The 21,768-nt window shown below is 70.3% G+C and carries 21 protein-coding genes, 1 tRNA gene and 1 riboswitch; of the genes, 14 read left to right on the forward strand and 8 right to left on the reverse strand.

All coding sequences use genetic code 11. From position 1 onward, the window contains the following. Positions 1-18: 18 nt before the first annotated feature. Positions 19-1,227 carry a globin domain-containing protein gene (locus J7E94_RS20570; protein WP_308345391.1) on the reverse strand — a complete coding sequence of 403 codons (1,209 nt, stop codon included), beginning with the start codon at positions 1,225-1,227 and terminating at the stop codon, positions 19-21. Between the two features lie 121 nt (positions 1,228-1,348). On the opposite strand from J7E94_RS20570, the gene J7E94_RS20575 reads away from it, so the two are divergent. The 7 genes from J7E94_RS20575 (at position 1,349) to J7E94_RS20605 (ending at position 8,631) form a co-directional block, all read left to right on the forward strand. After that, on the forward strand, positions 1,349-2,623 hold the full coding sequence (locus tag J7E94_RS20575; protein ID WP_215017484.1) for a cytochrome P450: 1,275 nt from the start codon (positions 1,349-1,351) through the stop codon (positions 2,621-2,623). A 103-nt stretch (positions 2,624-2,726) separates the two neighbouring features. Next, positions 2,727-3,806, forward strand: coding sequence for a transglycosylase family protein (locus J7E94_RS35465; RefSeq protein WP_215017486.1), 1,080 nt, complete (start codon positions 2,727-2,729; stop codon positions 3,804-3,806). A gap of 276 nt (positions 3,807-4,082) precedes the next feature. Next, positions 4,083-4,255: riboswitch (cyclic di-AMP (ydaO/yuaA leader) on the forward strand. A gap of 3 nt (positions 4,256-4,258) precedes the next feature. Beyond that, positions 4,259-4,978: a transglycosylase family protein gene (locus J7E94_RS20585; protein WP_215017488.1), complete on the forward strand. Its 720-nt coding sequence runs from the start codon at positions 4,259-4,261 to the stop codon at positions 4,976-4,978. A gap of 251 nt (positions 4,979-5,229) precedes the next feature. Then, the gene (gene eno / locus J7E94_RS20590) at positions 5,230-6,516 is read left to right on the forward strand and encodes a phosphopyruvate hydratase (protein ID WP_215017490.1); all 1,287 of its coding nucleotides are present in this window, start codon (positions 5,230-5,232) and stop codon (positions 6,514-6,516) included. 92 nt (positions 6,517-6,608) lie between these two features. Then, complete coding sequence (locus J7E94_RS20595; RefSeq protein ID WP_215017492.1) at positions 6,609-7,097, forward strand: septum formation initiator family protein; 489 nt, start codon at positions 6,609-6,611, stop codon at positions 7,095-7,097. A gap of 56 nt (positions 7,098-7,153) precedes the next feature. Beyond that, positions 7,154-7,693, forward strand: a complete 540-nt coding sequence (locus J7E94_RS20600; RefSeq protein ID WP_215017493.1) for a DUF501 domain-containing protein — start codon at positions 7,154-7,156, stop codon at positions 7,691-7,693. Then, positions 7,690-8,631, forward strand: a complete 942-nt coding sequence (locus tag J7E94_RS20605) for a Ppx/GppA phosphatase family protein (RefSeq protein ID WP_215017495.1) — start codon at positions 7,690-7,692, stop codon at positions 8,629-8,631. Before J7E94_RS20600 ends, J7E94_RS20605 begins: the two co-directional genes overlap by 4 nt. Positions 8,632-8,708: 77 nt before the next feature. On the opposite strand, the gene J7E94_RS20610 is transcribed toward J7E94_RS20605, so the two are convergent. Further along, positions 8,709-9,257, reverse strand: coding sequence for an ATP-binding protein (locus J7E94_RS20610; RefSeq protein WP_215017497.1), 549 nt, complete (start codon positions 9,255-9,257; stop codon positions 8,709-8,711). Between the two features lie 239 nt (positions 9,258-9,496). Here J7E94_RS20610 and J7E94_RS20615 point away from each other — a divergent pair, with 239 nt between their 5' ends. Continuing rightward, on the forward strand, positions 9,497-10,360 hold the full coding sequence (locus J7E94_RS20615) for a DUF5753 domain-containing protein (RefSeq protein WP_215017499.1): 864 nt from the start codon (positions 9,497-9,499) through the stop codon (positions 10,358-10,360). Further along, positions 10,357-10,572, forward strand: coding sequence for a DUF397 domain-containing protein (locus J7E94_RS20620; RefSeq protein ID WP_215017501.1), 216 nt, complete (start codon positions 10,357-10,359; stop codon positions 10,570-10,572). Before J7E94_RS20615 ends, J7E94_RS20620 begins: the two co-directional genes overlap by 4 nt. Before the next feature lie 62 nt (positions 10,573-10,634). Here the strand turns inward: J7E94_RS20620 and J7E94_RS20625 are convergent, their stop codons facing one another. After that, positions 10,635-10,988 carry a hypothetical protein gene (locus tag J7E94_RS20625; protein WP_215017503.1) on the reverse strand — a complete coding sequence of 118 codons (354 nt, stop codon included), beginning with the start codon at positions 10,986-10,988 and terminating at the stop codon, positions 10,635-10,637. After that, complete coding sequence (locus J7E94_RS20630) at positions 10,985-11,458, reverse strand: hypothetical protein (protein ID WP_251056950.1); 474 nt, start codon at positions 11,456-11,458, stop codon at positions 10,985-10,987. Before J7E94_RS20630 ends, J7E94_RS20625 begins: the two co-directional genes overlap by 4 nt. Before the next feature lie 474 nt (positions 11,459-11,932). On the opposite strand from J7E94_RS20630, the gene J7E94_RS20635 reads away from it, so the two are divergent. Then, positions 11,933-13,318: an NAD(P)/FAD-dependent oxidoreductase gene (locus J7E94_RS20635; RefSeq protein ID WP_215017505.1), complete on the forward strand. Its 1,386-nt coding sequence runs from the start codon at positions 11,933-11,935 to the stop codon at positions 13,316-13,318. A gap of 145 nt (positions 13,319-13,463) precedes the next feature. Next, positions 13,464-14,840, forward strand: a complete 1,377-nt coding sequence (locus J7E94_RS20640) for a cyclopropane-fatty-acyl-phospholipid synthase family protein (RefSeq protein ID WP_215017506.1) — start codon at positions 13,464-13,466, stop codon at positions 14,838-14,840. 109 nt (positions 14,841-14,949) lie between these two features. Here J7E94_RS20640 and J7E94_RS20645 read toward each other — a convergent pair whose 3' ends face one another. Next, positions 14,950-17,499 (reverse strand): ABC transporter permease, encoded by a 2,550-nt coding sequence (locus J7E94_RS20645; protein ID WP_215017508.1) that lies wholly within the window; start codon positions 17,497-17,499, stop codon positions 14,950-14,952. Between the two features lie 69 nt (positions 17,500-17,568). Next, on the reverse strand, positions 17,569-18,333 hold the full coding sequence (locus J7E94_RS20650) for an ABC transporter ATP-binding protein (protein ID WP_215017536.1): 765 nt from the start codon (positions 18,331-18,333) through the stop codon (positions 17,569-17,571). Between the two features lie 461 nt (positions 18,334-18,794). Here J7E94_RS20650 and J7E94_RS20655 point away from each other — a divergent pair. Together J7E94_RS20655 and J7E94_RS20660 are read left to right on the forward strand one after the other, a co-directional pair. After that, positions 18,795-18,876, forward strand: a tRNA-Leu gene (locus J7E94_RS20655). A gap of 147 nt (positions 18,877-19,023) precedes the next feature. Continuing rightward, positions 19,024-19,881 carry a Bax inhibitor-1/YccA family protein gene (locus J7E94_RS20660; protein ID WP_215017510.1) on the forward strand — a complete coding sequence of 286 codons (858 nt, stop codon included), beginning with the start codon at positions 19,024-19,026 and terminating at the stop codon, positions 19,879-19,881. Positions 19,882-20,002: 121 nt separating this feature from the next. On the opposite strand, the gene J7E94_RS20665 is transcribed toward J7E94_RS20660, so the two are convergent. Further along, positions 20,003-20,233: a DUF4287 domain-containing protein gene (locus tag J7E94_RS20665; RefSeq protein WP_215017512.1), complete on the reverse strand. Its 231-nt coding sequence runs from the start codon at positions 20,231-20,233 to the stop codon at positions 20,003-20,005. Positions 20,234-20,334: 101 nt separating this feature from the next. Here J7E94_RS20665 and J7E94_RS20670 point away from each other — a divergent pair, with 101 nt between their 5' ends. Next, positions 20,335-20,670, forward strand: a complete 336-nt coding sequence (locus J7E94_RS20670; RefSeq protein WP_215017514.1) for a hypothetical protein — start codon at positions 20,335-20,337, stop codon at positions 20,668-20,670. Here the strand turns inward: J7E94_RS20670 and J7E94_RS20675 are convergent. Continuing rightward, positions 20,654-21,460, reverse strand: coding sequence for a hypothetical protein (locus J7E94_RS20675; protein WP_215017538.1), 807 nt, complete (start codon positions 21,458-21,460; stop codon positions 20,654-20,656). The genes J7E94_RS20670 and J7E94_RS20675 overlap by 17 nt on opposite strands. Positions 21,461-21,768: the final 308 nt, after the last annotated feature.

Below are 21,768 nucleotides of genomic sequence, written 5' to 3' on the forward strand. Positions count from 1 at the left end.
CAGCGGTTGAAGCTCTAGCTACGGGCGCGGTGCGCGGCCCGAGGGGTTGTGCCAGTGCGGCGACGGGCGGTTCAGGAACCACTCGCCGAAGCCGAGCGGGCGGCCGTTCGGGCCGTCGCCTTTGCCGGTGGCAGGTACGGAGTCGTGGAAGATCCGGCCGGGGTGGGCGCCGAGATCCTCCAGGAGGCAGGCGGTCTCCTGGATGAACAGCGGCGGCCCGCTGAGGTAGACGTCCTGGTCGGGCCACAGCCCCCGGTTGCACAGCGCGGTGGTGAGCCGGTCGGTGGCCTGTTCGCGGTGCTGCCCGGGGGCGGGCGTGATGTAGGTGACGCTGAGCCAGCCGAAGGCGGCGGCGTACTCGTCGATGAGCGGGCGGTCGTAGAGGTGGGCGGCGTCCCGCGCGACCACGAAGAGCCGTACGTCCTGGTCAGGGGGGTGGTGGGCCAGGTCCTCCAGCATGGCCCGGACCGGCGCCCAGCCGGTGCCCGCGGCGATGAAGCTGACCGGCCGGCCCTCGCGGCGGAAGGCCAGCTGCCCGCCGGCTGCGCCGAGCCGCAGCATGTCGCCGGGCCGGCTCTCACGGACCAGGACGGTGCTCAGGCGCCCCCGCTCGATCCGGCTGACGTGCAGGTCGAGGCTGCCGTCGGGGCGGGGGGCGTTGCCGATCGAGTACGTGCGCCAGGTCGTCGGGACCCGCGCGCTGCTCACGCTCGTGTACTGGCCGGGGAGATGGCGGAAGGGGGCGTGCGGCCGGAGGGTCAGGACGCCGATGTCCTCCCCGTACTGGAGGTGGCGGACGACCTCCGCATCCCACCACGGCGGGTCCTCGCTCGTGGCGGCGCCGGCCATCATCGTGTCGGCGATCACCTGGTACGCCTCGGTCCAGGCCTTTTCCACCAGGGGGGTCCAGGCCTCGCCGGAGGTTTCGGCGAGGGCCGCGATCAGGCTGGTGCCCACGGCGGCGTAGTGCTGGGGGCCCGCCAGGAACTTGCGGTGGTCGCGTCCGAGGTCGCGTAGATAGGGGACGAGGGTCTCGTTCTCCAGGTGGGCGATCACGTGGGTGAGCGCGGCGAAGAGCCGGTCCCGCTGACGCTCCATGTCCTCGAAGGAGGCCGGGAAGAGGTCACGGACTTCGGGGTTGTGCCAGAAGAGGTGGGAGTAGAAGAACTTGACCGCGTGCTCGGCCCGTCTCTCCACCACCGCGAAGCTGCTTTTCAAGATCCTCACATCCACAAAACCGAAAGTAGGAATGTCGGACAACGCCAGGTCAAGCGATGGCGGATCTAGGGACAGCCGCGACCAACCAGGCATATGGGATGGGGGTCGCATGCCGGGATACGGTCATCAGGTGTATGAGCAAACCCCCGCAGCCCCCGCCGACTCCCCTTCCCCCCAGGGCCCGACCCTGTTCGACTGGGAGTTCGCGACCGATCCGTACCCGGCCTACGCATGGCTGCGCGAGCACTCCCCGGTGCACCGCACCAAGCTCCCCAGCGGGGTCGAGGCCTGGCTGGTGACCCGGTACGCCGACGCCCGCCAGGCCCTCGCCGACCAGCGGCTCAGCAAGAATCCGGCGCACCACGCGGAGCCCGCGCACGCCAAGGGCAAGACGGGGATCCCGGGGGAGCGCAAGGCGGAGCTGATGACGCATCTGCTCAACATCGACCCGCCGGACCACACCCGGCTGCGGCGGCTGGTGTCCAAGGCGTTCACCCCGCGCCGGGTCGCCGAGTTCACCCCGAGGGTGCAGGCGCTCACCGACCACCTCATCGAGCAGTTCGAGGAGAGGGGGGAAGCGGATCTCATCCACGAGTTCGCCTTCCCGCTCCCCATCTACGCCATCTGCGAGATGCTCGGCGTACCGCGCGAGGATCAGGACGACTTCCGCGACTGGGCGGGCATGATGATCCGGCACGGCGGCGGTCCGCGCGGCGGAGTCGCCCGCTCGGTCAAGCAGATGCGCACGTACCTCGGGGAGCTCATCCACCGCAAAAGGGATGATCTGGGCGACGACCTGATCTCTGACCTGATCCGCGCGAGCGACCACGGGGACCACCTGACGGAGGGTGAGGCCACTGCCATGGCCTTCATCCTCCTCTTCGCCGGCTTCGAAACCACGGTCAATCTGATCGGAAATGGGCTGCATGCCCTCTTTATGAACCCGGATCAGCGCGAGCGCCTCCAGCTCTCGCTCGCCGCCGGGGAGAGCGGCCTGCTGGAGACCGGCATCGAGGAGCTGCTGCGCTACGACGGCCCCGTGGAGCTGGCCACGTGGCGGTTCGCCACCGAGCCGCTGGCCCTCGGCGGGCAGTCGATCGCGGCCGGAGAACCCGTCCTGGTCGTCCTCGCGGCCGCCGACCGGGACCCGGCCCGGTTCGCCGAGCCGGACACCCTCGACCTCGGGCGCACGGACAACCAGCACCTCGGATACGGGCACGGCATCCACTACTGCCTGGGCGCTCCGCTCGCGCGACTTGAAGGACAGGCGGCGCTTGCGACTTTGCTCACGCGTCTGCCCGATCTGGAACTCGCCGTTCCGCCGGAGGACCTGCGGTGGCGCGGCGGACTGATCATGCGTGGCCTGCGCACTCTCCCCGTGCGCTTCGCGCCCCGAAACATCTGAGCGCCGCCTGACCTGACGTCAGTTCCCTGCCGAACTTGTGACATGCGTTCGAAGGCCGCTAGGTTCTGCCGTTACCCCGCCGTTATGCGAAAGGTGCAGCCTCATGCTTCCCGGGAACGGCCGCCACAGACGCCCCCGCCAGATCCCCGCGATCGTCGTCACCGCCGGAGTCGCCGGCTCCGCGCTGGCCCTGCCGCTGTTCGCCGCCACCGGCGCGAGCGCGGCGGACACCTCCACGTGGGACAAGGTCGCCGAATGCGAGAGCGGCGGCTCGTGGAGCGCCAACTTCGGCAGCGGATCGTACGGCGGACTCCAGTTCACGCAGGAGGAGTGGCAGAGCGCCGGCGGGCTCGACTTCGCCGAGCGGGCCGACCTCGCGAGCCGGTCGCAGCAGATAGCCGTGGCCGAGCGGGTGCTGGCCTCGAAGGGGCCGCAGACGTGGTCGCTGTGCGCCGCGTCGGCCGGGCTGGACGCGCAGAGCCCCGCTGCGCAGGTGGACCCCGGTCTGCCCGGCGGCTCCCGCTCCGTCACCCCCTCGCCGTCCCGCCCCGACGACTCCGTGCCCGTCACCGGACAGGACCCCTCCACGGACTTCGGCGCTCCGACCCAGCCGGCCCCGAGCCCGTCCGAGAGCCCGTCGTTCACGCTCCCCGACGGCCCCCTCGGCCCCTCCCTCGGACTGCCCGTCATGCCGTCGCCGGACGACCCCACCCCGGCCCCCGCGCTTCCGGTGGTCCCCGCGGACCCGACCGCCCCTCCGGCGACCCCCGCCGACCCGACGGCCCCGGTGCTCCCGGGCGGCCCGACCACGGACCCGGTGGACCCCGCCGCCCCGCCGGTGGCCCCGGCCGACCCGACGGCGCCCGCGACCCCGGGTCTCACGACCGGCCCGACGGCCCCCGGCACCTCTGCCGGACCCACCGCCCCCGCGGACCCGTCCGCCGCCCCGGCCGGGGGCGGCGGCAAGCACCGCGGGGCGCCCGCCGCCGAGGCGCCCCTCACGCCTGACGCCGCGTCGGACCCCACGTACATCGTGCAGGCGGGCGACAGCCTGGCCGCCATCGCGGATGCCAAGGGGGTAAAGGGCGGCTGGAGCGCCATCTACCAGGCCAACGAGCAGGTCATCGGCCAGGATGCCAACCTGATCAAGCCCGGCCAGAACCTGGATCTAACCTCGCAATAGGGGCACTTCGGGCACCCGCTAAGGCGTGTTTGTCGGTTTTCTGTAAGTGAGACATGTGTCTCTTCAGGTCAACTGGCGTGTCATGCCTCGGGGCTTCCGCAAACCCCGTCCTCACCTGCGCAAACGTGCGTACGACGAACGCAAGTAGGGGCGGTTTCCCCCCGATGTCGCTTGTTGAACATCGGGGGGAGGCCTGTCTACCTTCTGAATCGCCCGCCACCGCGGGCTCCTTCGACCGCATCGCCGAATCCTGCCGGCGGACGGGGGGAACAGTCGTCGCGTCAAGCGCCGAAGGCAGGAGCGGGGGAACCAAGGTAGGCGCCGGGAGCGGCCGTTGAGAGACGGTCACGCCACCGGCTAGGGGTTAAGCCGTGCGCTAGGTCGCACGACCGGGCAACTCACTCGCCCGAACCCGACAGCTCACCTCGTAGGCGTCGGTGAGGAGAAACTCCATGCTGCTTTCCGGCAAGGGCAAGCACCGCCGCGGTTCCAAGGCCGTCCGCATCGTCACGCTCGCCGGTGTCGCCGGTGTGGCCGTCGCCGCCCCCCTGATGGCCGCCGGCTCCGCCGGCGCCGCCACCGTTTCCGAATGGGACCGCGTCGCGCAGTGCGAGGCCGGCGGCAACTGGGCCATCAACACGGGCAACGGCTACTACGGCGGCCTGCAGTTCTCGTCCTCCACCTGGGCCGCGTACGGCGGCAAGGCGTACGCGGCGCAGGCCAACCAGGCCTCGAAGTCGCAGCAGATAGCCATCGCCGAGAAGGTCCTCAAGGGCCAGGGCAAGGGCGCCTGGCCGTCCTGCGGCGTCGGCCTGTCCAACTCCTCGTACAACGGCGGCGCGGCCGAGACCCCCGCCAAGCCGAAGACCGAGTCGAAGAAGACCGAGCAGAAGGCCGCTCCGAAGACCGAGCAGAAGGCCGCTCCGAAGACCGAGCAGAAGGCCGCGCCCAAGGCCCCGCGCTCCGAGGCCCCGGCCGCCAGCCGCTCCGAGCGCGCCGAGGCCCCCAAGACGGGCAACGGCTCCTACGAGGTCACGTCCGGCGACACCCTGGGCACCATCGCCGAGGCCAACGGCGTCAAGGGCGGCTGGGAGAAGCTCTTCGAGCTGAACAAGGACATCGTCTCCGACGCCGACCTGATCTTCCCGGGCCAGAAGCTGAAGCTCAGCTGAACACTGCGGCCATAGCCCCGCTCCCCACCGCCCGGCGCGTGTCCCCCCACGCGCCGGGCGGCGGCGTGTGCCCCGGCAGATGACCCACGATCAGGAGCCCTATGTCCGGGAAGAGGGGTATTCGGACCCTTTTTCGTCCCAGGACCCGGGCGGTCGGCGGGCCGAGTCGCCGGATCCGGTTAGGCTCTAGTCGGCAAGGCCGTCCCACGGCCTGACGCCACCGCACACCCAGCGTCACATCCCAGAAGGAGATGCTCGTGCCGTCCATCGACGTCGTCGTAGCCCGGGAAATCCTGGACTCCCGAGGCAACCCCACGGTCGAGGTCGAGGTGGGCCTCGACGATGGCAGCACCGGCCGTGCTGCAGTTCCGTCCGGCGCCTCCACCGGTGCATTCGAGGCCATCGAGCTCCGTGACGGTGACCCCAACCGTTACTTCGGCAAGGGTGTCGAGAAGGCCGTCCTCGCCGTCATCGAGCAGATCGGGCCGGAGCTCGTCGGCTACGACGCCACCGAGCAGCGCCTGATCGACCAGGCCATGTTCGACCTGGACGCCACCGACAACAAGGGCTCGCTCGGCGCCAACGCCATCCTCGGCGTCTCCCTCGCCGTCGCGCACGCCGCGTCCGAGGCCTCCGACCTTCCGCTCTTCCGCTACCTCGGCGGTCCGAACGCGCACCTGCTGCCCGTTCCGATGATGAACATCCTCAACGGTGGGTCGCACGCCGACTCCAACGTCGACATCCAGGAGTTCATGATCGCCCCGATCGGCGCGGAGTCCTTCTCCGAGGCGCTGCGCTGGGGTGCCGAGGTCTACCACACCCTCAAGAAGGTCCTGCACACCAAGGGCCTCTCCACCGGCCTCGGTGACGAGGGCGGCTTCGCGCCGAACCTGGAGTCCAACCGCGCCGCGCTCGACCTCATCGTCGAGGCCATCAAGCAGGCCGGCTACATCCCGGGCAAGGACGTCGCGCTCGCGCTCGACGTCGCCGCGTCCGAGTTCTACAAGGACGGCAAGTACGAGTTCGAGGGCCAGTCCCGCTCGGCCGCCGAGATGACCGACTACTACGCCGAGCTCGTCGAGGCGTACCCGCTGGTCTCCATCGAGGACCCGCTGTTCGAGGACGACTGGGCCGGCTGGAAGACCATCACCGACCGCCTGGGCGCCAAGGTCCAGATCGTCGGCGACGACCTCTTCGTCACCAACCCGGAGCGCCTGGCCCGCGGCATCGAGGAGGGCTCCGCGAACGCCCTGCTCGTGAAGGTGAACCAGATCGGTTCGCTGACCGAGACCCTGGACGCCGTCGAGATGGCCCAGCGCAACGGCTTCAAGTGCATGATGTCGCACCGTTCCGGCGAGACCGAGGACGTCACCATCGCCGACCTCGCCGTCGCCGTGAACTGCGGTCAGATCAAGACCGGCGCCCCGGCCCGCTCGGACCGCGTCGCCAAGTACAACCAGCTGCTGCGCATCGAGGAGATCCTCGACGACGCCGCCGTGTACGCGGGCCGCAGCGCGTTCCCCCGCTTCAAGGGCTGAGCCTTCGCCTAGCCTCCCTGCGTCCCCGCACTCGGTCCCGTACCGTGTGCGGGGACGTAGTGCGTAGTGCGTACACAGGGGAGGCGGGATCAATGGCCGGGAACCGGGATCGGTTCTCCACCTTCTCGACCGCGACCAGGCTCAAGCAGCTCGGCGAGCGGACCGCCGCCCACGTCTACCGCTCGCAGTCGCGCCGCCAGGTCCGCCGCAGCCGGCTCACCGGCCGCGCCGCGCTCCTGGTGCTCGTCCTCTGTACGCTGGTCGTCGCCCTCGCGTATCCGATGCGCCAGTACGTCTCCCAGCGCTCGGAGATCGCGGCGCAGCAGCGGGCCGCCGCCGCAGCGCGGGACCGCCTGGAACGGCTCCGCGACGAGAAGGCCCGCTGGCAGGACAACGCCTACGCGGAGCAGCAGGCGCGCAAGCACCTGCACTTCCTGCGTCCGGGGGAGACCGGCTACATCATGACCGACCCCGGGGCGCAGGGCCCCGAGCGGCACCGGACCGGCCAGGCCGGCTCCGACCGCCCTTGGTACTCCAACGTCTGGGACGGCGTCGACAAGGCCGACCGCCCGGGCGACTGACCCGTACCGCAGCACCGCAGCACCCATCCACGAGAACGAAGAGACTTCCTCCAGGCATGCAGACGCCCCCGCCCCAGACCGACCGGACCGAGCCGACCGACGCGGACATCGAGGCGTTCGAGCAGCAGCTCGGCCGCCCGCCGCGCGGGCTGCGCGCCATCGCCCACCGCTGCCCCTGCGGTCAGCCGGACGTGGTGGAGACCGCCCCGCGGCTCCCCGACGGCACCCCCTTCCCGACGCTGTACTACCTGACGTGCCCGCGCGCGGCCTCCGCGATCGGCACGCTGGAGGCCAACGGGGTGATGAAGGACATGCAGGCACGCCTCGCCGAGGACCCCGAACTGGCCGCCGCCTACCAGGCCGCGCACGAGGACTACATCCGTCGCCGCGACGCCATCGAGGTGCTCCAGGGCTTCCCGAGCGCCGGCGGGATGCCGGACCGGGTGAAGTGCCTGCACGTGCTGGTCGGGCACTCCCTGGCCGCGGGCCCGGGCGTGAACCCGTTCGGCGACGAGGCCCTGGCGATGCTGCCCGAGTGGTGGGCCAAGGGCGCCTGCGTCACCCCGTGCGCGGAGAAGAAGGAGTCCGAGGCGTGACCCGGGTCGCCGGCATCGACTGCGGTACGAACTCCATCCGGCTGTTGGTCGCGGACTGCGACCCAGTCACCGGCGAGCTGGTCGAGCTCGACCGGCGGATGACCATCGTCCGGCTCGGCCAGGGCGTGGACAAGACCGGCCGCCTCGCCCCCGAGGCCCTGGAGCGCACCTTCGCCGCCTGCCGCGAGTACGCGGCGGTCATCAAGGAGCTCGGCGCGGAGCGGGTGCGCTTCGTGGCCACCTCCGCCTCGCGCGACGCCGAGAACCGGGACGAGTTCGTCCAGGGGGTCCTCGACATCCTGGGCGTCGAGCCCGAGGTGATCTCCGGCGACCAGGAGGCCGAGTTCTCCTTCACCGGCGCCACCAAGGAGCTCGTCGCGCACGACCACCTGGAGCGGCCGTTCCTGGTGGTGGACATCGGCGGCGGCTCGACGGAGTTCGTGGTCGGCGAGGAGCACGTGCGCGCCGCCCGCTCCGTGGACGTGGGATGCGTGCGGATGACCGAGCGCCACCTGGTCGTCGACGGGGTCGTCACCGACCCGCCCACCGAGGCGCAGGTCGCCGCCATACGGGCCGACATCGAGGCCGCGCTGGACCTGGCCGCCGAGACGGTCCCGCTGGCCGAGGCCCGCACCCTGGTGGGCCTGGCCGGTTCGGTGACCACGGTCGCCGCCATCGCGCTCGGGCTGCAGGAGTACGACTGGTCGGCGATCCACCACTCCCGGATCTCCTACGACCAGGTCCGCGAGATCAGCGGGCGGATGCTGACGGCCACGCACGCCGAGCGCGCGGCGATCCCCGTCATGCACCCGGGCCGGGTGGACGTGATCGGCGCCGGCGCGCTGGTCCTCCTGGCCGTCATGGAGCGGATCGGCGCCTCCGAAGTCGTCGTCTCGGAGCACGACATCCTGGACGGCATCGCCTGGTCCGCTGCCTGAACGGCCAGTGACTGCATGAGCAGCAGAGCGGGCCGGCCCGGAGCATCCGCTGCTCCGGGCCGGCCCGCTCGTGCACGTCAGCGCGTGCCTTCGGCGCGCTCGGTGAAAAGGTCAGCCAGTACCTCGGCCATAGTCACGGTCGGGCCGTTGTCGGCCAGGCCCGCTTCCGCCTCACGCGCGAGTGTCACCTGCCAATGCAACTCCGCCAAGACGGCTTTGCCCAGAGGGCGGTGGTCGACGGACCATGCGGTGGCGAGGGCTTCGAGGATGAACAGGCCGCGGCCTCGTTGGCGTTCTGTGGACTCGGGCTTGCGCCGAGGATGTCGGCGGCACGGGTCGTGCACCTCGACACGAGTGCGTCCGGGCGCCGCGTCGATGACGACGCGTACGGAGTCGCCGGGCTCGGTGCCGTATCTGATGGCGTTGGTCACCAGCTCCGAGACGACGAGCGCAACATCGTCCAGGTGTTCCCTGGGGGTGTCCGGAACCTTATAGGTGACGCACTCGCGTGCCCAGGTGCGGGCAGCGTGTACGGATTCAGGCGAGCTGGCGAGTACGAGCTGTGGGGGAGACCCGGCGGGCGGGCCATTTGGCGGATCTAACCTCTGCGGGGGCATGGTCGCCATGCGAATCCCTTCGGGTGCATGCCTGAGCAGCGCGAAAGTGCGTCCTAGTCGGCATGAGCAGACGAGCTTCGTCGCTCTATGATGCTCCTCCAGCACTCTGTGCTGCAATCAATTGCACCTAGTCGTGCAAAATTGCGGATGCTCTCGCAAGGGGAGGGCGCCGGCTGGTGGTAGGTGGCAGTGGATCACGGCGCACGGCAGACTGTCGGCCGAGGCAAGTGAGCGGGGAGGGAAAGCGGTTGAGTGCACCCACAGTGCGTCGGCGCAGGCTCGGCGGGAAGCTCCGCGAGCTGCGCGGGTCGCTCACGCTCGATGAAGTTGCCGAGAAGTCGGGCGGGAAGTTCGGCGCGTACAAGCTGTCACGACTGGAGACCGCCAAGGTCGCGGCCAAGAGTCAGGACATCGCAGAGCTTCTCGACCTCTATGCGGGGCTCGGCCGCGATGTCGACGACGAACTGCGGGCCGCCCTGCTGACGCTGACGAAGGAAGGCGCGCAGCGCGGATGGTGGCACTCGTACCGTGGCGTGCTGAGCCCGGTCTACGAGGATCTGATCTCGCTTGAGGCCGAGGCGACGTCCGCCAAGACGTGGCACCTTGGGGCGATCCCCGGTCTGCTCCACACGGCGGAGTATGCACGCGAGATCATCAAGGTCACGGCCATGTCCGAGGGGATCGAGGCCAAGGTCGACGCATTGGTCGAGGTACGCCTGGCTCGTCAGGCGATCCTCACCCGCGAGGAACCGCTGAAACTGTGGGCAGTCATTGCCGAGGGTGCCCTGCGGACGAAAACCGAAGACCTGGGCGTGATGCACGAGCAGCTCGGCAGATTGCTCGCGATGGGCAAGCGGCCCAACATCAACATTCAGGTGCTGGCGTCTACCGCACCACCGCACGTGGGACAGCTGGGAAGTTTCTCCATCCTCGGGTTCGACGACCACGAAGACCTTGATGTCGTCCACACCGAGGCGCTGACCGCCGCCCTGTACGTCGAGCGGCGCGAACAGGTGTCCATGTACCGGGATGCCGCGCAGCGGCTCGCGGCCGCCGCCGCATCGGTTGAGCGGTCGGCGGAAATGATCGCAGAGATAAGGAACGCCCTATGAGCCACATTGACGACGCTTCCACCCTCCCCGTGGTCTGGTGGAAGTCCTCGCGGAGCGACACCGGTGCGCAGTGCGTCGAGTGCGGCATCGTCGATGCCGGCGAGCAGGTCGTCGCCGTGCGTGACAGCAAGACCCCGACAGGTCCGGCCCTGCTCCTTTCGTACTCTGCCCTCGGCGCTCTGGTCGAAGGCATCAAGCACGGCGAGCTGTAGCGGCCCGCAGAACACAAGAACCGCCCCTCGTCCGGCTGTGTGGCCGGACGAGGGGCGGTTGTTCAGTCCGTGGCCTTGGGGTGACCGGTGCCCGCGTAGGTGATCCAGGCTGTGCGGTTTGCGTCGTCGAGGAGGTACCAGATGCGCCCTCCGCCGGTGACCTCGTACTGCCAGCGTTCCAGGGCTTGTCCCTTGAAGGTACTGCTACCGAGCTTGCCCTTGAGGCGGTGCTGGCGGTCGGGGTGGTCGCCGGCGCGGGGCGCGGCACGGATCTTCTCGAAGGCGCGGCGCAGGTTGCCCGCTGCCTGGCGCCCCAGGTGCTCCCAGCCTTCGGCCGCCTCGGTGTTGGCGAACCGGAGGTCGTACTCGCTGCCGATCGGGGGCGGCGCGGCTCGGTCTCCGCGCTTCGGGCTCACTCGCCTGCCTCGGGCATGGGGACGGGGCCGAGGTCGCCCTCGGGCTCGCGGGTGAGGATGGCGTGCAGGGCGGGGTCCGCGTAGATCTCGGCGCTGTGCCGCCACTGGGTGAGCAGGAGCGCGATCGGGCCGAGGTTGTCCAGGGCCACCGCGCCGCGTGCCGCGTCGACAAGCTCGGCGAGCAGGGTGTCGATGTCCTCGGCGGGCAGGAAGGTGCTCCACGGCAGGGCCTCGGGCAGCGCCTGGCGCAGGGCGGCGATGTTCTCCGTCCGTACCAGCCCGGCCAGCAAGCGGGAGGTGAAGTCCATGACGGTGGTGTCGCGCTTCAGCTGGTCCACACGCATCAGCGCGAGGTCCCCCGCGTCGCGTCGCCGCAGGCGTAGCGCACGGACGGCGTCCAGCCGGCGCGTGGTCGCGGCGGGATGGTGGAGCAGCTCGCTGAACGGCACGTCCTCGTAGGCCGAAGTCATGACATCCACAGTAGCTCGGATGTTGGTCAACGCATAGCTGTAGTGGGGATTTCGCCTTGTGCGCGGGGCCTTGAAGTGGCCTCGGAGGGGCCTTGAGGCGGCCTCCGGGGGCCTTTGATCCCGTGGTCTACAAAAAGTTCGTGAAGTTCTTCACAAGGGAAAGGTGTCTGTGGGGGCTCAGGAAGGGCCTTTTGGGGGCCTCCTGAGGCCTCCAGGCCTCTTTTCGAAGGCGTTCGTACGAAGAGCGGACGCAACCGGTTCCGCATCGGAGGTATGGACGAACTCCGGTGGTCCAGTCCGGTTGAGGGCCTGCGGGCCAGTTCAGGACGGGTGCACAACGACTCCCGTGACACCGTGGTTCCCGTTGCGCACCATGACCTCCGTCACGCGGGCCGCGCAGTGTAGCAGAGGGTCTCCGACTGCTTGTGAAGGGGCTCACGAGCGGCACCCCTTTGGGTGCTGGATACTCGTTCCATGAGCACCACGGAGCGTCCCAGGATCCTCGTAGTAGGAGGTGGGTACGTAGGCCTGTACGCAGCCAAGCGCATCATGAAGAAGATGCGTTACGGCGAGGCGACCGTCACGGTCGTCGACCCGCGCTCGTACATGACCTACCAGCCCTTCCTCCCTGAAGTGGCCGCAGGCAGCATCTCGCCTCGGCACGTCGTCGTCCCGCTGCGACGCGTGCTGCCCAAGGCTGAGGTCCTCACCGGCCGGGTCACCAGCATCGACCAGGACCGCAAGGTCGCCGTCGTCACGCCGCTCGTCGGCGAGGCGTACGAGCTGCCCTTCGACTACCTGGTGATCGCGCTCGGCGCCGTCTCCCGCACCTTCCCGATCCCCGGCCTCGCCGAACAGGGCATCGGTATGAAGGGCGTCGAAGAGGGCATCGGCCTGCGCAACCACGTCCTCGAGCAGCTCGACAAGGCCGAGTCCACGACGGACGAGGACGTCCGCCGCAAGGCCCTCACCTTCGTCTTCGTCGGCGGCGGCTTCGCCGGCGCCGAGACGATCGGCGAGGTCGAGGACATGGCCCGCGACGCCGCGAAGTACTACGCCACGATCAAGCGCGAGGACATGCGCTTCATCCTGGTCGACGCGGCCGACAAGATCCTTCCCGAGGTCGGGCCCAAGCTCGGCACCTGGGGCAAGGAGCACCTCGAGTCGCGCGGCATCGAGATCTACCTCAACACCTCCATGGACTCCTGTGTGGAGGGCCACGTGGTGCTGAAGAACGGCCTCGAGGTCGACTCCAACACCATCGTCTGGACCGCGGGCGTCAAGCCCAACCCGGTGCTGGCCCGCTACGGCCTGCCGCTGGGCCCCCGCGGCCACGTCGACGCCGAGCCCACCCTCCAGGTCAAGGGCACGGACTACATCTGGACCGCCGGCGACAACGCCCAGGTGCCGGACCTCGCCGCCCGCAAGGCCGGTGTGGAGAACGCCTGGTGCCCGCCGAACGCCCAGCACGCGCTGCGCCAGGCCAAGGTCCTCGGCGACAACGTCATCTCCGGCATGCGGGGCTTCCCGCAGAAGGAGTACGCCCACTCCAACAAGGGTGCGGTGGCGGGCCTCGGCCTCCACAAGGGCGTCGCGATGATCGTCATGGGCAAGATGAAGATCAAGCTCAAGGGCCGGCTCGCCTGGTACATGCACCGTGGCTACCACGGCATGGCCATGCCGACCTGGAACCGCAAGATCCGCGTCTTCGCCGACTGGACCCTCGGCATGTTCCTCAAGCGCGAGGTCGTCTCGCTCGGTGCTCTCGAGACCCCGCGCGAAGAGTTCTACGAGGCCGCCAAGCCGGCCCCGGCTCCGGCCGCCGCCGCGGCACCGGCCCAGAAGGCCAAGGCCTCCTGACCCGGCGCGAGCCGGCAGGAACCTGAGCAGGACCAGCACGTCCCCGAAGGGGCCGCCCGCCATCCGTGGTGCGGGCGGCCCCTTCGGCATGCCGCGGGCCTGGAGTGGGTAGGCCGTTGCGTCGGAGCTTTCTGGAGGTGCCTACATGACCGACGCCGCGCCGCGGTTGGCCGCACTTGCCGAGACCCTGCTGGGCGCCCCCCTGCCCGTCCGCATACGGGCCTGGGACGGCAGCGAGGCCGGCCCGCCCACCGGGCCCACCCTGGTGCTGAACCACCGGCGCGCCCTGCGCCGGATGCTGTGGAAGCCGGGGGAGCTGGGCCTGGCCCGCGCCTGGGTCGCCGGCGACCTGACCGTCGAGGGCGACCTCTTCGCGCTGCTGGACCGGGTCGCGGGGCTCTTCTGGGAACGGCCCGCCCCGGCCGAGGCCCCGCTGCCGCCCGCCAAGGTCCGGCCGACGGGACTGGCCCGGCTACTCCCTCACCTGCCCGACCGGTCCGCCGGCGATACCGGGACCGCCGCCCTGCTGCGCGATCCGCAGGCACGTGCCGCCGTACGCGACCTGATCGCGCTGGCCAGGCCGTGGCCCGCGCCCGCCCCGCCGCCCGAGGAGGCAGCCCGCCGCGGCGGACCCCAGCACAGCAAGAGCCGCGACCGGCAGGCCGTCAGCCACCACTACGACGTCGGCAACGCGTTCTACGAGCACGTCCTCGGCCCGTCCATGGTGTACTCCTGCGCCTACTGGAGCCCCGGCTCCACCCTGGAGCGGGCCCAGCGGGACAAGCTCGACCTGGTCTGCCGCAAACTCGCCCTCGCGCCCGGCGTCCGGCTCCTCGACGTCGGCTGCGGCTGGGGCTCCATGGCCCTGCACGCGGCCCGGGAGTACGGGGTCCAGGTCACCGGCATCACCCTCTCGCGCGAGCAGGCCGCCTACGCCCGCAAGCGGGTCGCGGAGGAGGGCCTGGCCGACCGGATCGAGATCCGAGTCCAGGACTACCGGGACGTCAAGGACGGCCCGTACGGCGCCATTTCCTCCATCGGCATGGCCGAACACGTCGGCGCCGAACGCTACCGCGACTACGCCCGCACCCTGCACGCCCTGCTGAGCCCCGGCGGGCGGCTGCTGAACCACCAGATCGCACGGCCCCCGGAGCCCGACGAAGAGGCCTACCGGATCGACGAGTTCATCGACGCCTACGTCTTCCCCGACGGGGAGCTGTCCCCGCTCGGCACCACCGTCGGCGAGCTGGAGCGGGCCGGCTTCGAGGTCCGCGACGTGGAGGCGCTGCGCGAGCACTACGCGCTGACCCTGCGGGCCTGGGTGGTGCGCCTGGAGGCCCGCTGGGAGGAGGCCGTACGCCTCACCTCGCCCGGGCGGGCACGCGTCTGGCTGCTGTACATGGCCGCCTCCGCGCTCGGCTTCGAGCACGGCCGGCTCGGCGTCAACCAGGTCCTCGCCGTGCGGCCGGCGCAGGGCGGAGCCTCCGGGCTGCCGCTGCGGACGCGCACCTGGGGCGCGTAACGGCCTTGCGAGGGCGACGGGAAGGGCAAGGAAGGGCAAGGAAGGGCGGCAACGGGAGGGGCCCCGGGGCAGATGCCCCGGGGCCCTTGCGCGCCGACGCCGGCCGCGCTCACTCGGTCTTGATGGCCGTCAGCATGTTGAGGCGGGCGGCGCTGCGGGCCGGCCACATGGCGGCCAGGACGCCGACCACGGCGGCCAGCAGGAGGAAGATGCCGATCCGGTCCCACGGCAGGACCAGGGCGTAGTTCGGGACCGACTTGGCGAAGGTGGTGCCGACCGCCCAGGCGAGGAAGACGCCGATGGCGATACCGAGGACCGCGCCGAACAGCGAGATCACCACGGCCTCCAGGCGGATCATGTTCTTGACCCGGCTCCGGTCGAGGCCGATCGCCCGCAGCATGCCGATCTCCTGGGTCCGCTCGAAGACGGACATCGCCAGGGTGTTGACCACCCCGAGCACCGAGATGATCAGTGCCATGCCGAGCAGGCCGTACATGATGTTCAGCATCGTGTTGATGATGCCGCCCATCTCGTTGCGCATGTCCTGCTGGGTGGCGACGGTCATCGCCGGGTTCTTGCCGAGCGCGTCGACGACGCTCTGCTGGGCGGCCTTGGAGGCACCGCCGGTGGTGTTGACGTAGACCTCGGGGATGTACTGCTCTTCGCTGTGCTCGCTGAGGATCCTGTTGTCGATGACGTACGGGGACAGCAGCCCTTCGAGGTCCTTGTAGACCGCCCCGACCTTGAGGGTGGCCTTCTGGCCGTCGTCGTACTGGACCTGGAGCGCCGAGCCGACGGAGAGGCTCTGCTTCTTCGCGGTGCTCTCGGCGACGGCGACCTCGCCCTTCGCGAGGCCGGCCAGCGAGCCGCTGACCGTCTCGATGTTCAGCAGCTCGCCGATGGCGGCCGGGTCGACCCCGGAGGCGGAGCGGAAGCTGTCGCCGATCTTCAGGTAGCCGGCTGCCTGCGGGGAGACCGCCTTGATGCCGGGGGCCTTGGCCAGGGTCTCGGCGACCGACTTGTCCAGGCTCATGCCATCGGCGGCCATGGAGACCTTGTAGTCGGCCTTGAGCTTGTCCGTGCTCATCCGGTCGACGGCCTTGCCCATCGTGATGCCGAGCACCGACAGGGTGGTGACCAGCGTCAGGCCGATGGCCAGGGAGGCCGCGGTGACCGCGGTGCGGCGGGGGTTGCGCACGGCGTTCTGGGCGGCCAGCTTGCCGGGGACGCCGAACACCTTCTGCAGGAGCGGGCGGACGGCCGCGATGACCGGCTTGGAGAGCAGCGGCAGCATCACGATCAGGCCGATGAGCATGAAGAACGCGCCGGCGCCGATGACCATGCGGCCGTCGCCGCCCATGGACACGCCGAGGAAGACGACGCCGATGCCGGCGGCACTGATGACGGAGCCGAGGATGTTCCGCAGGACCAGGGACTTGGCGGTGGCCGGCAGGTGGGCGCTGCCCATGGCGGCGACCGGGGCGATCCGGCCGGTGCGCCAGGCAGGCAGCAGGGCGGCGAGCGTGGTGACGAGGACGCCGATGACCAGGGCCGCGACGACGGTGCCCGGGGCGATCACCAGGTCGCCGGCCGGCAGCTTGGCGCCGAAGGCCTCGATCGCGGAGCGCATGCCGACCGCGAGGCCGACGCCGCTGACCAGGCCGATGGCGGCGGAGACGACGCCGACGACCAGGGCCTCGGCGAGGACCGAGCGCATGACCTGGCCGCGGTTGGCGCCGACGGCGCGCAGCAGGGCCAGCTCCTTCGTGCGCTGGGTGACCAGCATGGTGAAGGTGTTGTAGATGAGGAAGACGCCGACGAAGAGCGCGATGCCGGCGAAGGCGAGGAGCATCTGGTTCATGCTGGTCATGCCATTCTCGACCTCCTTCGCCTGCTCGGCCGCGAGGGCGGCGCCGGTCTGGGCCTTGGTGTTCTTGGCGTCCAGCAGCGGCTTGATCTCGTCGAGCAGCCGGTCGGCGGAGGTCCCGGCCTTGGCGCCGACCGACAGCTCCTCGTAGAAGCCGGGCTTGAGGTACAGCTCCTGGGCGACGGCGGTGTCGAAGAGGACCAGGCTGCCGCCCGCGTTGACGCCGCCGTCCTCGGTGGTGAAGACACCGGTGAGGGTGTACTCCTTCACCGGGCCGTTGGTGGCGACGCGGACCTTGTCGCCGACCTTGTACCCACCGGTGGCCGCGGTCGCCGTGTCGAGGGCGATCTGGTCGGCCTTGGCGGGGCCGGCGCCCTCGGTGAAGGCGTAGCGCGGGTCCTTGCCGTCCTTGACGGGGGCGTAGTTGGCGCCCTTGTTGGCCCAGCCCGAGCCGATCAGCTTGCCGTTCTCGTCACCGACGCCGGCGAAGCCGGAGACCCGGCCGGAGACGGTGTCCACGCCCGCCAGCGCCTTGACCTTGTCGAGGGTCTGCCGGCTGATGCCGGCCTCACCCTCCTTCTGGCCCTCCTCGTTGCGGGTCTGGCCGTACGAGGTCACGGAGACGGCGACGCCGTCGTAGCTCTTGGCGGACTGGCTGGAGAGGGCCTTGCTGAGGGTGTCGGTGAAGACGAGGGTGCCGGAGACGAAGGCGACGCCGAGGACGACGGCGAGCACCGTCATCAGCAGCCGGGCCTTGTGCGCGAGGACGTTGCGCAGGGCGGTACGGAACATGTGGAGGAGTCCAGAGGTCGGAACGGTCGGCAGGGGACGGGCGGGAGGGGGACGCCTCCGCTGGTCGGTTCAGCTCGTACGGCCCTTGGCGTCGAACGCCTTCATGCGGTCCAGCACGCCGTCGGCGGTGGGGCTGAGCATCTCGTCGACGATCGCGCCGTCGGCGAGGAAGATGACGCGGTCCGCGTAGGAGGCGGCGACCGGGTCGTGGGTGACCATCACGACGGTCTGGCCCAGCTCGCGCACCGAGTTGCGCAGGAAGCCGAGGACCTCGGCGCCGGAGCGGGAGTCCAGGTTTCCGGTCGGCTCGTCGCCGAAGATGATCTCGGGGCGGGAGGCGAGGGCGCGGGCCACGGCCACGCGCTGCTGCTGGCCGCCGGAGAGCTGGGTCGGGCGGTGGGAGAGGCGGTCGGAGAGGCCGACCATGCCGATCACCGCGTCCAGCCACTGCTTGTCGGGCTTGCGGCCGGCGATGTCCATGGGGAGCGTGATGTTCTCCAGGGCCGTCAGGGTCGGCAGCAGGTTGAAGGCCTGGAAGATGAAGCCGATCTTGTCCCGGCGCAGCTGGGTGAGCTGCTTGTCCTTGAGGGAGCCCAGCTCGGTCTCGCCGATCCGGACCGAGCCGGCGCTGAAGGTGTCCAGGCCGGCGACGCAGTGCATCAGGGTGGACTTGCCGGAGCCCGAGGGGCCCATGATCGCGGTGAACCGGCCCTGGGCGAAGTCCACGGAGACCTGGTTCAGCGCGACCACCTGGGTCTCGCCCTGGCCGTACACCTTGGAGAGGCCGGTGGCGCGGGCGGCCACGGCCTGGGTGGTGTGCGAGGCGTGGTTCATGGTGGTCACGGAAGCGACTCCTGTCACTACGGGGACGGCGGTCTGATGAACGGCAAGACCTGTCCATCCTCGCGGCGCGCACCCCTGCTCCGAATCAGCCGACATGCCCGTTCTCCGGCCCACTGGAGGCTGACACGGGGGCACGCGTGTCCTCCTCTGGTATGACGGGACCCCTGACCCGGGACGGAGGCGCGGCGCCCGGCGCGGGGGAGGCGAGGGGGGAGGCGCGGGGTGGCGAAGAGTGGCGCACGGGGTGGCGCAAGCCATCGAAATCCCGTCATTCCCGGGGCGTACGTGATCGTCCCCGAGAGCGCGCCCACCGTGCGTTCTGCGGCCTGACGGCCCCTCAAGCGCCAATAAAATAAGACAACATCGGAAAGACGGCCCGATTGTCGCGAGGGTGATCCGGATAGGCTCGGCGTAGCGTTCATGGCTTTTTCAAACGGGGGCCGCTACGCCCTGCCCGGATGGTGGAATGCAGACACGGCGAGCTTAAACCTCGCTGGCCTTCGGGCCGTGCCGGTTCAAGTCCGGCTCCGGGCACTCCGCAGGTCCCGCGAGGTGCCCGTGTTTGTCCTCCTGCGCTGCGCCATGCCTTCTTCTAAGATCCTCCTCCAGCAGTAGGGTGCTTTCTTTGCGAGCGCATTACTCTTGATGCAAGGCCGCGCTCGGTGGCCACGGAGGAGTGAGATGAGGAGCAGTAACCCGGTCTTCTCGCGACGGGGGTTCAGCCGCGACAACGGTGGCTACGCGGGGTTTGACGCGCAGCAGCACCAGCAGGCCGGGACCGCGACCAACCCGTACGCGACGAACCCCTACGCAACCGACCCGGCCACGGGCATGCCGCAGGCGCCGGCGCGCACCAACGCGATGACCATGGACGACGTCGTGAGCCGTACGGCCATGACGCTCGGCACGCTCATCGTCACGGCGACCCTGTCCTGGGTCCTGCTGCCGGTCGACCCGGCCAACGTGGGCAAGTCGTACGGCATCGGCATCGGCGCGGCCCTGGTCGCGTTCGTCCTGGCGATGGTCCAGTCCTTCAAGCGCAAGCCGGTCCCGGCCCTGATCCTGGGCTACGCCGCCCTCGAGGGCGTCTTCCTCGGTGTCATCAGCGCCGCGACCAGCACCTACCTGGGCCCCGGCGTGGTCATCCAGGCCGTGATGGGCACGATGTGCGTCTTCGCCGCCGTGCTCTTCGCCTACAAGATGGGCTGGATCCGCGTCAACCGGCGCTTCACCGGCTTCGTCATGGCCGCCGCCATGGGCTTCATCCTGCTCATGGTCGCGAACTCGCTGTTCGCCCTCTTCGGCGGCGGTGACGGCCTCGGCTTCCGCAGCGGCGGCCTCGGCCTGCTGTTCGGCGCCATCGGCGTCATCCTCGGTGCCTGCTTCCTCGCCATGGACTTCAAGCAGGTCGAGGACGGCATTGCCTACGGCGCGCCCCGCGAGGAGTCCTGGCTGGCGGCCTTCGGCCTCACCCTGACCCTCGTGTGGATCTACCTGGAGATGCTGCGCATCTTCCAGATCCTCTCGGGCGACGATTAGCAGGACCGGTAGCCGCCTCACGGCTGTCCACAGCATGGGGAAGACCCCGCGAGCACCCGCTCGCGGGGTCTTCCCGTGTCGTGGAGCGTCACAGGACGGAGTCGGGGGAGAGGGGGAGGGCTCAGCCGAACCGGCGGGCGGCTCTGCGCAGGTCGTACTCGTGGATGATCGCCTTGGCCTGGCCGTACGACAGCTCGTGCGCGCCGCGCAGCCAGCTGACCTTCTCCTCGAACCGGACGAGGGAGGGGCCGTCGTCGACGGCGCGGAGCCAGTCGGAGACCTCACGACCGGTGGTTTCGGGGATTCTGTCGATCATGTTGCGGTGTGTCTGCTCGGAGAACTCTACGGACATGGGCGCCTCCGGAGGTATCGCCGTGCTGCTCTCTTCACGCGAGCGTGCCGGAGAGTTCGCCCGTTGGCAATGGTGCCCGGGCGGCGCGTAAGGTCGGCCGGGTGCTGGATACTTCGCCCCTGACCGCCGTTGTGGAACGTTTCGCCGATCGGCTACGGGCCGCGCCGCAGAGCCGCCTCCAGCAGGGGGCCGCGGCAGAGGCGCTGGAGCTCGCCCGCGAGCTCTGCGCCCGGGCCCAGGCCCTGGAGGGCGCCGCCGTACGGGAGATGCCGGACGCGGGGATCTTCGTCGTCGGTGACCAGGTGGCGGTGGCCGGCCTGGACCTCGCCGAGGCGCTGCGCGGCGTACGGTCCGGGGAAACGGCGACGGCCCCGTCCGGTGTGCTGGACGAGGCCGTGCGGCTGGTGGAGCAGGCGGAAGTCAGAGCGATGCGATGACGCGGTCCGCGAGGATGTAGACGTTGCTGTCGGGGTCCTCGGCGTCGCCGCAGGAGAAGGTCAGCGCATAGGCGCCGGAGATGCCCGAGCCGCCCAGCAGGACCGGCGCGGTGCCCGAGCGCAGGGCCTCGGCGAGGCGCTCCGCGGTCTCCCGGTGTCCGGGGGTCATGCACAGCGTGGTGCCGTCGGTGAAGACGTACACGTCGAGCGTGCCCAGCGGGCCGGGGCGGACGTCCGCGAGGGCCGTACGGGCCTCCGCGAGCTCCTCCAGGCGGCTGACGGTGCGCTCGTGGTCGGCGCCGGGGGCCGAGGCCTGGGCCGGCACGAAGTCGGGGTGCGACGGGTGGCGCCGGCGGGCGGCGGCCAGCTCGGCCGAATCCTCCGGGTACTCGTCGACGACCTCGTCGCCCAGAACCGGGTCCAGACCCACCAGGTCCGCCTGCCGGGGCAGGAAGACCGGGCTGTCCTCCCCGAAGCCTGGCAGGCCGCCCAGCAGCGAGGGGGCGTCGGCGGCGTCGCGGGCCTCCTGCGCGGCCCAGAAGGCGCGCGCCTCGGCCAGCTCGCGCTCGCGCTCCTCGGCGAGGGCTTCGGCCACCGCGGCCCGTATCTCGGCGGCGGGGGACTCCACGGCGCTGCGGGCGTGCGGCACGGCCGCACCGCGCGACTGGACCGGCACCGCCAGCTCGCCGCGCAGGGCCGTGACCTGCTTGCGCAGGCCGTGGACGGCGTGCAGCGCAGCAGCGCCCACGGCCGTGGCAGCGGCTGTGGTCAGCAGCAGGGCAAGAGACATGGCGCTCACTGACTAACTCCTGAGGTGATTCGATCCCCCGACTTCCTACATCAGAGTGTCCTGACCTGGGAATGGCGTGCAGTGCATTACGTCACGAATTGGACAGGTCTTTCGTCACAGCGGGGCTAGCCGTATGGCATCTGACCTGCATATATGCCGGTCCCCCAGGAGATAGGTCACATCCTGGGGGAGATTCGGTCACAGGTCGGCCGCGACGGGGTTGGATCCCGGCCTCCGCAGGCCGCACGGGATCCGGCCGGATCCCATGCGGCGCCTGGGGCGTGGGGCAGCTCAGCCGCTCGCCTCTT

Source organism: Streptomyces sp. ISL-94, assembly GCF_018614075.1.
Taxonomy (GTDB): Bacteria; Actinomycetota; Actinomycetes; order Streptomycetales; family Streptomycetaceae; genus Streptomyces.

What these genes read in the sequence shown, in the direction of transcription:
- J7E94_RS35465 (WP_215017486.1), top strand. Translation starts at nt 2,727, where the DNA reads ATGCTTCCCGGGAACGGCCGCCACAGACGCCCCCGCCAGATCCCCGCG.
- J7E94_RS20585 (WP_215017488.1), top strand. Translation starts at nt 4,259, where the DNA reads ATGCTGCTTTCCGGCAAGGGCAAGCACCGCCGCGGTTCCAAGGCCGTC.
- eno (WP_215017490.1), top strand. Translation starts at nt 5,230, where the DNA reads ATGCTCGTGCCGTCCATCGACGTCGTCGTAGCCCGGGAAATCCTGGAC.
- J7E94_RS20595 (WP_215017492.1), top strand. Translation starts at nt 6,609, where the DNA reads ATGGCCGGGAACCGGGATCGGTTCTCCACCTTCTCGACCGCGACCAGG.
- J7E94_RS20600 (WP_215017493.1), top strand. Translation starts at nt 7,154, where the DNA reads ATGCAGACGCCCCCGCCCCAGACCGACCGGACCGAGCCGACCGACGCG.
- J7E94_RS20610 (WP_215017497.1), bottom strand. Translation starts at nt 9,257, where the DNA reads ATGGCGACCATGCCCCCGCAGAGGTTAGATCCGCCAAATGGCCCGCCC.
- J7E94_RS20620 (WP_215017501.1), top strand. Translation starts at nt 10,357, where the DNA reads ATGAGCCACATTGACGACGCTTCCACCCTCCCCGTGGTCTGGTGGAAG.
- J7E94_RS20630 (WP_251056950.1), bottom strand. Translation starts at nt 11,458, where the DNA reads ATGACTTCGGCCTACGAGGACGTGCCGTTCAGCGAGCTGCTCCACCAT.
- J7E94_RS20635 (WP_215017505.1), top strand. Translation starts at nt 11,933, where the DNA reads ATGAGCACCACGGAGCGTCCCAGGATCCTCGTAGTAGGAGGTGGGTAC.
- J7E94_RS20640 (WP_215017506.1), top strand. Translation starts at nt 13,464, where the DNA reads ATGACCGACGCCGCGCCGCGGTTGGCCGCACTTGCCGAGACCCTGCTG.
- J7E94_RS20645 (WP_215017508.1), bottom strand. Translation starts at nt 17,499, where the DNA reads ATGTTCCGTACCGCCCTGCGCAACGTCCTCGCGCACAAGGCCCGGCTG.
- J7E94_RS20650 (WP_215017536.1), bottom strand. Translation starts at nt 18,333, where the DNA reads ATGAACCACGCCTCGCACACCACCCAGGCCGTGGCCGCCCGCGCCACC.
- J7E94_RS20660 (WP_215017510.1), top strand. Translation starts at nt 19,024, where the DNA reads ATGAGGAGCAGTAACCCGGTCTTCTCGCGACGGGGGTTCAGCCGCGAC.
- J7E94_RS20665 (WP_215017512.1), bottom strand. Translation starts at nt 20,233, where the DNA reads ATGTCCGTAGAGTTCTCCGAGCAGACACACCGCAACATGATCGACAGA.
- J7E94_RS20675 (WP_215017538.1), bottom strand. Translation starts at nt 21,460, where the DNA reads ATGTCTCTTGCCCTGCTGCTGACCACAGCCGCTGCCACGGCCGTGGGC.